The organism is Phenylobacterium sp. (assembly GCF_004799515.1).
Lineage (GTDB): Bacteria > Pseudomonadota > Alphaproteobacteria > Caulobacterales > Caulobacteraceae > Phenylobacterium.
On record NZ_SSMX01000015.1, the window covers coordinates 1 to 7,046 of the forward strand.

The window sequence follows — 7,046 nt, forward strand, 5'->3', positions numbered from 1 at the left end:
GCTGAGCAGGCCCTGCGCCGCCAGCATCCGGATGGCCGGAGTGGATGACAACGGTCGAATTCGGATCGAAGGCCGGCCCGAAGAACGGGAAGCCCATGATGTGGTCCCAGTGCAGGTGGGACAGGAAGATGTGGAAGGTCCGCGGATGGCCCGCCGCGCAACGCTGGAAGGCGTCGAGGCCGAACTCGCGCACGCCCGAGCCCAGGTCGCAGACGAGGAAGGCGCCGTCCGCGCCTTCGATCTCCACGCAGGAGGTCGCCCCGCCGTAGGCGCCGTAGGTGGCGAAGTCGAGGTTGGCGGCCGCGAAGGCCGAGGCCTCGGCCTCATCCTCGAAGACGCGGCCGCCGGCGGCGACCAGGGCCTGAGCGATCTTGGACTGGATGGCGCCGGCGGTCTGCGCCACCGGCAAGGAGCCGCGGGTGCCCCAGAAGCGGACTTTCAAGGAACCACCTCGAAGAGCTTGTCATAGCGGCTGATCGCCAGGATCTCGCGCATCCGCGCGTTGGGCGAGGCGAGCGTGATCTTTACCGAATCGCCGGCCTCGCGCTTGGCCATGGTCAGCGCCCGCAGGCCGCGCGAGGACATGTAGTCGAGGCCGGAGACGTCGACCACTAAAGGCGCGTCGCCGGCCGCCTTGGCCTCGCGCACCGCCGCCGTCAGGGCCTCGGAGAAGGCCTCCCAGGTGGTCTCGTCGACGCGGCCCCGGACGCGCCCGAGGAACCGTCCCGCCTCACGCTTTAGCTCCCAATCCATACGGCCTCCCCAACGCGGCGCGGATGCTGCCATAGTTCATCTGCCCCCGACAGGTCCTCCAAGGCCACAGCCGCCCGCCTTGCGCACGTCGCACGACGCGTCCACCTTCCGCGCAAACACCGTCAGGAGGATGCGCTCATGACCTTCATCAAATCCGGCCGCCGGCTAGCCTTGGGCCTCGCCGCGGCCTTGGCCTTCGCCGCGCCGGCCCTGGCTCAGAGCTACGACGGCGATTGGGCCGGCGCGCTGTCGGCCGGCGGCCAGACCCTGCACCTGGTGCTGCACGTCAAGACCGAGAACGGCCAAGCCACTGCCGTGCTGAACAGCCTTGACCAGGGCGCGAGCATCCCGGCCTCGGCGGTGAAGACCGAGGGCGGCCAGGTCTCGATCCTGTTCATGCAGGTCGGCGGCGAGTTCGTGGGCAGGCTCTCGGACGACGGCAAGACCCTGACCGGGTCGTGGAGCCAGGGCGCGACCATGCCGCCGACCCTCACCAAGAAGTAAGGCCCCGATGCGCATCGCCACCTGGAACGTGAACTCAGTCAACGCGCGCCTGGAGACGGTGCTGAAATGGTTCGAGGCGGCCAAGCCGGACGTGGCCTGCCTGCAGGAGATCAAGTGCGTCGACGAGAAGTTCCCCGCCGAGGCTTTCGAGCGGCTGGGCTACAATGTCGCCGTCCACGGCCAGAAGACCTACAACGGCGTGGCCCTGCTCTCGAAGGCCCCGCTGGAGGACATCCGCCGCGGCCTGCCGGACCCGGGCGAGGACGAGCAGTCCCGCTATCTGGAGGCGGTGGTCTCGGGGCCCCGCCCTGTGCGGGTGGCCTCGATCTACCTGCCGAACGGCAATCCGGTGGCCACCGAGAAGTTCGGCTACAAGCTAAGCTGGATGGGCCGGCTGCATCGCCACGCCCATGACCTGCTGGCGCTGGAGGAGCCGCTGGTGCTGACCGGCGACTACAACGTCATCCCCGAGCCGCGCGATGCGGAATTCCCCGCCAACTGGACGGGCGACGCCCTTTTCCAGCCGCAGAGCCGCGAGGCGTTCCGGGCGTTGAAGAACCTGGGCCTCACCGACGCCTTCCTGGAGGCGGACGGCAGTCCCGGCGCCTACACCTTCTGGGACTACCAGGCCGGCGCCTGGCAGCGGAACAACGGCATCCGCATCGACCACGCCCTGCTCTCGCCCCAGGCCGCCGACGCTCTGTCCGGCGTCACCATCCACCGCGATGTGCGCAGCTGGGAAAAGCCTTCCGACCACGTGCCGCTGGTGATCGAACTTGACGTCTAGGCGGGCCGGTTTGGGCAGACTCAGTCAATCGGCGTAGCTTCGTTCCATGGACGAGGTGACCCGCCTCCTGATGCTGCTGGGCTTGGCCGGGATTGCGGTCACGGTGCTGGCCGGGATCGCCCGCTGGCACGGCAATGAGGTCCGCCGCATCCGCCGGGGCCTGAAGGTGGTGCTGGGTGGCGAGACCCACGGCTTCCTGGCCGCCCTGGGCCGAGGCCGCGGCCTGGGGTTCAACTTCACCGCCAACCAGCTGGCCGTGGTCTGGGACGCCGGCGCTTGGGGTCTGGTCTATTCGCTGGACGAGTTGGTCGGCGCCGAGGTGATCGTCGACGGCCTGGTGGTGGGCCGGGTCCACCGCGGCGAGCAGCGGGTAGCCCTGAACGCCTTCGACGCCGCCGAGCGCGTGGCGCTGCGGCTGGTGTTCGACGACCTGGGCAGCCCCGACTTCACCCTCGACCTGTGGCTGCCGGAGGACGAAGGCCGCCGCGACGAGCTGCCGCCGGCCGAGGCCATCGCCGAGGCCAACCGCTGGCTGGCCCGGATCGAGGCCCTGCTGCGGCGGCCGATGACCAATCCCCGGCGGCCCGCGGCGGCGCCCGTCTCCGGCCAACCCCAGTTCACGCCGCTTGAACCGGAGTCGGCTGCGCCAGAACCCCTCGCGCCGAAGCCGGCCACACCGCTGGCGCCGCTCTTCGCCCACCTGGACGAGCCGCACGAGCCATTTGACCACACCGACCTTGGCGATGAGGCGGACGCCAAGGAAGAGGAAGATGAGATCCGCAGCCTCAGACTCTAGCTGAGGGCGAACGCCACCGCCGCCTGGCAATGGGCGACCGCGGTGTCCACCGTGGGCAACGGCATCTGCGCCGGATCGAGCAAGAGGCCGATCTCGGTGCAGGCGAAGGCGATACCGTCGCAGCCGGCGGCCTTGGCGTCCTCGATCATCGCCAGCACGGCGGCCTGCGAGGCCTCGGTGACCACGCCCAGCACCAGCTCGTCGTAGATGATGGCGTGCAGGCGGTCGCGGTCGGCCTTGGGCGGGGTGACGGTCTCGATCCCGTGGGCGGCCAGGCGCTCGGCGTAGAAGGGTTTTTCCATGGTGAAGCGGGTGGCGAGCAGCAGGGCCTTGCTCACGCCCGCCGCCTTCAGCGCCTCGGCGGTCGCATCGGCGATGTGGATCACCGGGACGGACACCGCGCTCGACACCTCGCCGTAGTTCAGGTGCATGGTGTTGGCGCAGATCAGGACCGCCTCCGCCCCCACGCCCTCCAGCCGCCGCGCCGCGTCGGCCAGGATGCCGCCCGTGGCGGCCCAGTCGTCCTGGGCCTGCAGCTCGGCGATGGGCGCGAAGTCCAGCGACCAGAGCGCGATCTTCGCCGAGTGCAGCCCGCCCAGCCGCTCGCGCGCCAGGCGGTTGATCTGCTGATAGTAGACGGTGGTGCTCTCCGCGCTCATCCCGCCGATCAGGCCCACGACCTTCATGGCCTAGATGTCCGCGTAGACGTGGGCCTCGCCCGCCGCGCCCGGATGGGTGACGGCGCCCAGGTGGGCTGGCCCGACCGCCTTGGCGAACTTCCAGAGCGCGCCCGAGCCATAGAAGCTCTTCCGCGGCTCCTCCTGCGCCAGCAGATAGGCGCGGTGCTCCAGCTCGACCGGATCGACCTCCAGCTCGATGGTCCCGGCGTCGGCGTCGATAGTGATGATGTCGCCGTCCTTGACCAGGCCGATCGGGCCGCCATCAGCGGCTTCTGGGCCGACGTGGCCGACGCAGAGCCCACGCGTAGCGCCGGAGAAGCGGCCGTCGGTGATCAGGGCCACCTTGTCGCTGATCCCCTGGCCGTAGATGGCCGCGGTGGTGGACAGCATCTCGCGCATGCCGGGCCCGCCCTTCGGCCCCTCGTAGCGGATCACCAGCACGTCGCCGGGCTTGTAGTCTCGCGCCTCGACGGCGGCGAAGCAGGCTTCCTCGCCGTCGAACACCCGCGCGGGTCCGCGGTGCTGGCGGTGCCCGAGGCCCGCCACCTTCACGATGGCCCCGTCGGGCGCGAGGCTGCCCCACAGGCCGACCACGCCGCCAGTGGGCGACAGCGGACTGGAGACCGGATGGATCACGTCCTGGTCGTCGCGCCAGACCACATCCTTCAGGTTCTCGGCGATGGTCTTGCCGGTGACGGTCATGCAGTCGCCGTGGATCAGGCCGGCCTCCAGAAGGGTCTTCAGGAGCATGGGCACGCCGCCCGCCTCGCCCATCTTCTTGGCCGGATAGCGCCCGCCCGGCATCAGGTCAGCCAGGTACGGCGTCTTCTTCATGATGTGGGCCACGTCGCGCAGGGTGAAGCTGATCCCCGCCTCATGCGCCATGGCCGGCAGGTGCAGGCCGCCGTTGGTCGACCCGCCGGTGGCGGCCACCACCACCGCGGCGTTCTCGAAGGCCTCGCGGGTGCAGATGTCGCGCGGGCGGATGTTACGCTCCAAGAGCGCCATGACCGCCTCGCCGGTGGCCTCGGCGTACTGGTCGCGCTCGAGGTAGGGCGCCGGCAGGGCCGAGCTCAGCGGCAGGGCCAGGCCGATCGCCTCGGAGACGCAGGCCATGGTGTTGGCGGTGTACTGGCCGCCGCAGGCGCCGTCGCCGGGGCAGGCGTGCTGCTCCAGGTCGCAAAGATCCTCCAGGCTCATCTGGCCCGCCGAATGCTTGCCGACGCCCTCGAAGACGTCCTGCACGGTCACGTCCCGGCCCTGCCAGGAGCCCGGCAGGATCGAGCCGCCATAGATGAAGGCCGAGGGCACATTGAGGCGCAGCATGGCCATCATCATGCCCGGCAGCGACTTGTCGCAGCCGGCCACGCCCACCAGTGCGTCATAGGCGTGGCCGCGCATGGTGAGCTCGACGGAATCGGCGATGACCTCGCGGCTGACCAGGGAGGAGCGCATGCCCTCGTGGCCCATGGCGATGCCGTCGGTGACCGTGATGGTGCAGAACTCGCGCGGCGTGCCGCCGGCGCGCTTCACGCCCACGGCCGCGGCCTGGGCCTGGCGCATCAGCGCCGTGTTGCAGGGCGCGGCCTGGTTCCAGCAGGAGGCGACGCCCACGAACGGCTGGGCGATCTCGCGGCTGCCGAGGCCCATGGCGTAGTAGTAGGAGCGGTGCGGCGCGCGGGCCGGCCCCTCGGTCACGTGACGGCTGGGCAGCCCGGCCTTGTCCCAGCTTCCGTCCGGCTTGCGGTGCATCGAATAGCCTCCTCGTCGAGGCTGCTTCCTTAAGCGTGCGGCGCAGCGTGGGAAAGGCCCTCCGGGCCCAGAGATTTATGTGGGTCACGCCACGAAAACGCGGCGGCGCCGCGTGAGCGGGAACCGCTCCCGAAGACCCGCGTTCTTGCAACCGTAAGAGGCGTATTCCGTAAGCTGATGTTTGTTTGGAGAAAATTCGCGAATTCGAAAATCAGGTTTGTATGTAAATTCAAGTCAAGGTAGCTCTTACTGAAGTTGGTGAAAAGGTGACATTTCGCCACAAGCACCATTCTGACAGTTATCGCACCGCAGCATGCGGCTGTCATCACCGACAAAGCCCTTATTCACTCCCGTCAAAACTGTGGCCTTCGCGCAATCCTATGTGAGTTACAGTTACTTATCGATGATAATATAAACCTATGCCGTTGACGCTTCCCGGCGACAGCTCCAGCCTTGTGTCTCAGGCGCAATAAATAAGCGCCGTCTAAGACGCTGGGAGGACTTCGAATGCTGTGGAAACGCTCTCTTTTGGCGTCTGGCGCCGTGCTGGTCGCTGCTCTGGCGACAACTGCGCACGCCCAGACGGCGGCCCGACCGGCTTCTCAGGTCTCCGCGACAACGACCATCGAGGAGCTGGTGGTCACCGCCGAGCGCCGCACCGCAAGCCTGCAGGACGTGCCGGTGGCGGTCACCGCCTTCAGCGCCCGGCAACGCAACCTGGTCGGCATCACCACCGTCCAGGACATGACCAACTTCACGCCGGGCCTGACCTATTCCAGCCAGCTGGACCGCCCGGTGATCCGGGGCCTGGCCCGGAACAACAACATCTACCTCTCTGACTCGGCGGTCGCGGTCTACTACGACGACTTCTTCTCCAACTCGACCTACCTGGTCGGGCGCGACGACATGCTGATCGACCAGGTCGAGGTGCTGTTGGGTCCGCAGGGCACCCTCTATGGCCGCAACGCCGTGGGCGGCCTGATCAACACCATCTCCAAGCGGCCGAGCGAGGACTTCACCGGTGAGGTCCGCGCCGTGGTCGGCAACTTCGGCTACACCAAGTTCGAGGGCACGGTGTCCGGCCCCACGGGCATCGAGGGCCTGACCTTCCGCTTGAGCGCCTACGACCTCAACCAGACTGAGGGCTACTTCAAGAACCTGACCGGCCCGTCGGAAGGCGATGTCCGCCACGACCCCTATGTCGACGGCCAGTTGGAGTACAAGACCGACAAGGACGACATCTGGCTCGACGCCTATGCGGTGTGGTTCAACAACGACCGCGGCGGCCCGGGCGGCCTCCTGGGCATCCCGACCAGCGGCCACTACGACACCTCGCTGACCCAGCCGGGCCAGCTGGTGTTCAACCCGAACTTCCCGTTCGGCGGCGGCGCGGTCCCTGGCTCGGTGACGGGCATCCCCGCCGGGCTCACCGACAACCCGGCCCTGCAGAACATCCGCACCTTCGCCCACGCGGTCCCGACCGACATCGTGGTCAACGCCGCGCCGACCATCACCCTGCACTGGACCCACCATTTCGACGGCTGGGACCTGAAGTACATCGGCGGCTACAGCCAATATCACTACGATCTGCACACCGCCTACTTCAACAACGACAACTCGCCGGTGACCTCGTTCCAGGTCCCTCTGGCGGCGGGCGGCACCTGCGCGAGCCTTGGACCGGCCGTCTGCCAGCCGCTGACCGTCAACCCGGCGCAGATCTTCCAGTATGACGCCCACCCCGACTGGTCGAGCCACGAGTTCGACTTCAGCTCGT

General features: G+C 68.3%; 7 protein-coding genes and 1 pseudogene. 4 read left to right on the forward strand and 4 right to left on the reverse strand.

Going from position 1 to position 7,046, the window contains the following annotated elements; genetic code table 11:
• Both E8A49_RS06800 and E8A49_RS06805 read right to left on the reverse strand, forming a co-directional pair.
• Window positions 1-442, reverse strand: a pseudogene (locus E8A49_RS06800) (hypothetical protein); the annotation flags it as partial.
• Entirely contained in the window at window positions 439-753 is a 315-nt protein-coding gene (locus E8A49_RS06805) for an STAS domain-containing protein (RefSeq protein ID WP_293378043.1), read from the reverse strand. The gene E8A49_RS06805 and the pseudogene E8A49_RS06800, both read right to left, overlap by 4 nt.
• A 138-nt stretch (window positions 754-891) precedes the next feature.
• Between E8A49_RS06805 and E8A49_RS06810 the strand changes: the two genes are divergently transcribed.
• Genes E8A49_RS06810 through E8A49_RS06820 form a run of 3 tightly spaced genes read left to right on the forward strand, consistent with a single transcriptional unit; the run spans window position 892 to window position 2,840 of the window.
• Window positions 892-1,257: a hypothetical protein gene (locus E8A49_RS06810; protein ID WP_293378046.1), complete on the forward strand. Its 366-nt coding sequence runs from the start codon at window positions 892-894 to the stop codon at window positions 1,255-1,257.
• Between the two features lie 7 nt (window positions 1,258-1,264).
• Window positions 1,265-2,044, forward strand: coding sequence for an exodeoxyribonuclease III (gene xth / locus E8A49_RS06815; protein ID WP_293378049.1), 780 nt, complete (start codon window positions 1,265-1,267; stop codon window positions 2,042-2,044).
• A gap of 46 nt (window positions 2,045-2,090) precedes the next feature.
• Complete coding sequence (locus E8A49_RS06820) at window positions 2,091-2,840, forward strand: hypothetical protein (protein WP_293378052.1); 750 nt, start codon at window positions 2,091-2,093, stop codon at window positions 2,838-2,840.
• Here E8A49_RS06820 and E8A49_RS06825 read toward each other — a convergent pair.
• Window positions 2,837-3,526, reverse strand: a complete 690-nt coding sequence (locus E8A49_RS06825; protein WP_293378055.1) for an aspartate/glutamate racemase family protein — start codon at window positions 3,524-3,526, stop codon at window positions 2,837-2,839. The genes E8A49_RS06820 and E8A49_RS06825 overlap by 4 nt on opposite strands.
• Before the next feature lie 3 nt (window positions 3,527-3,529).
• Window positions 3,530-5,272, reverse strand: coding sequence for a dihydroxy-acid dehydratase (gene ilvD / locus E8A49_RS06830; RefSeq protein WP_293378058.1), 1,743 nt, complete (start codon window positions 5,270-5,272; stop codon window positions 3,530-3,532).
• 543 nt (window positions 5,273-5,815) lie between these two features.
• On the opposite strand from ilvD, the gene E8A49_RS06835 reads away from it, so the two are divergent.
• Window positions 5,816-7,046, forward strand: a 1,231-nt coding sequence (locus tag E8A49_RS06835; RefSeq protein WP_293378061.1) for a TonB-dependent receptor plug domain-containing protein, incomplete at its 3' end; no start/stop codon positions are given.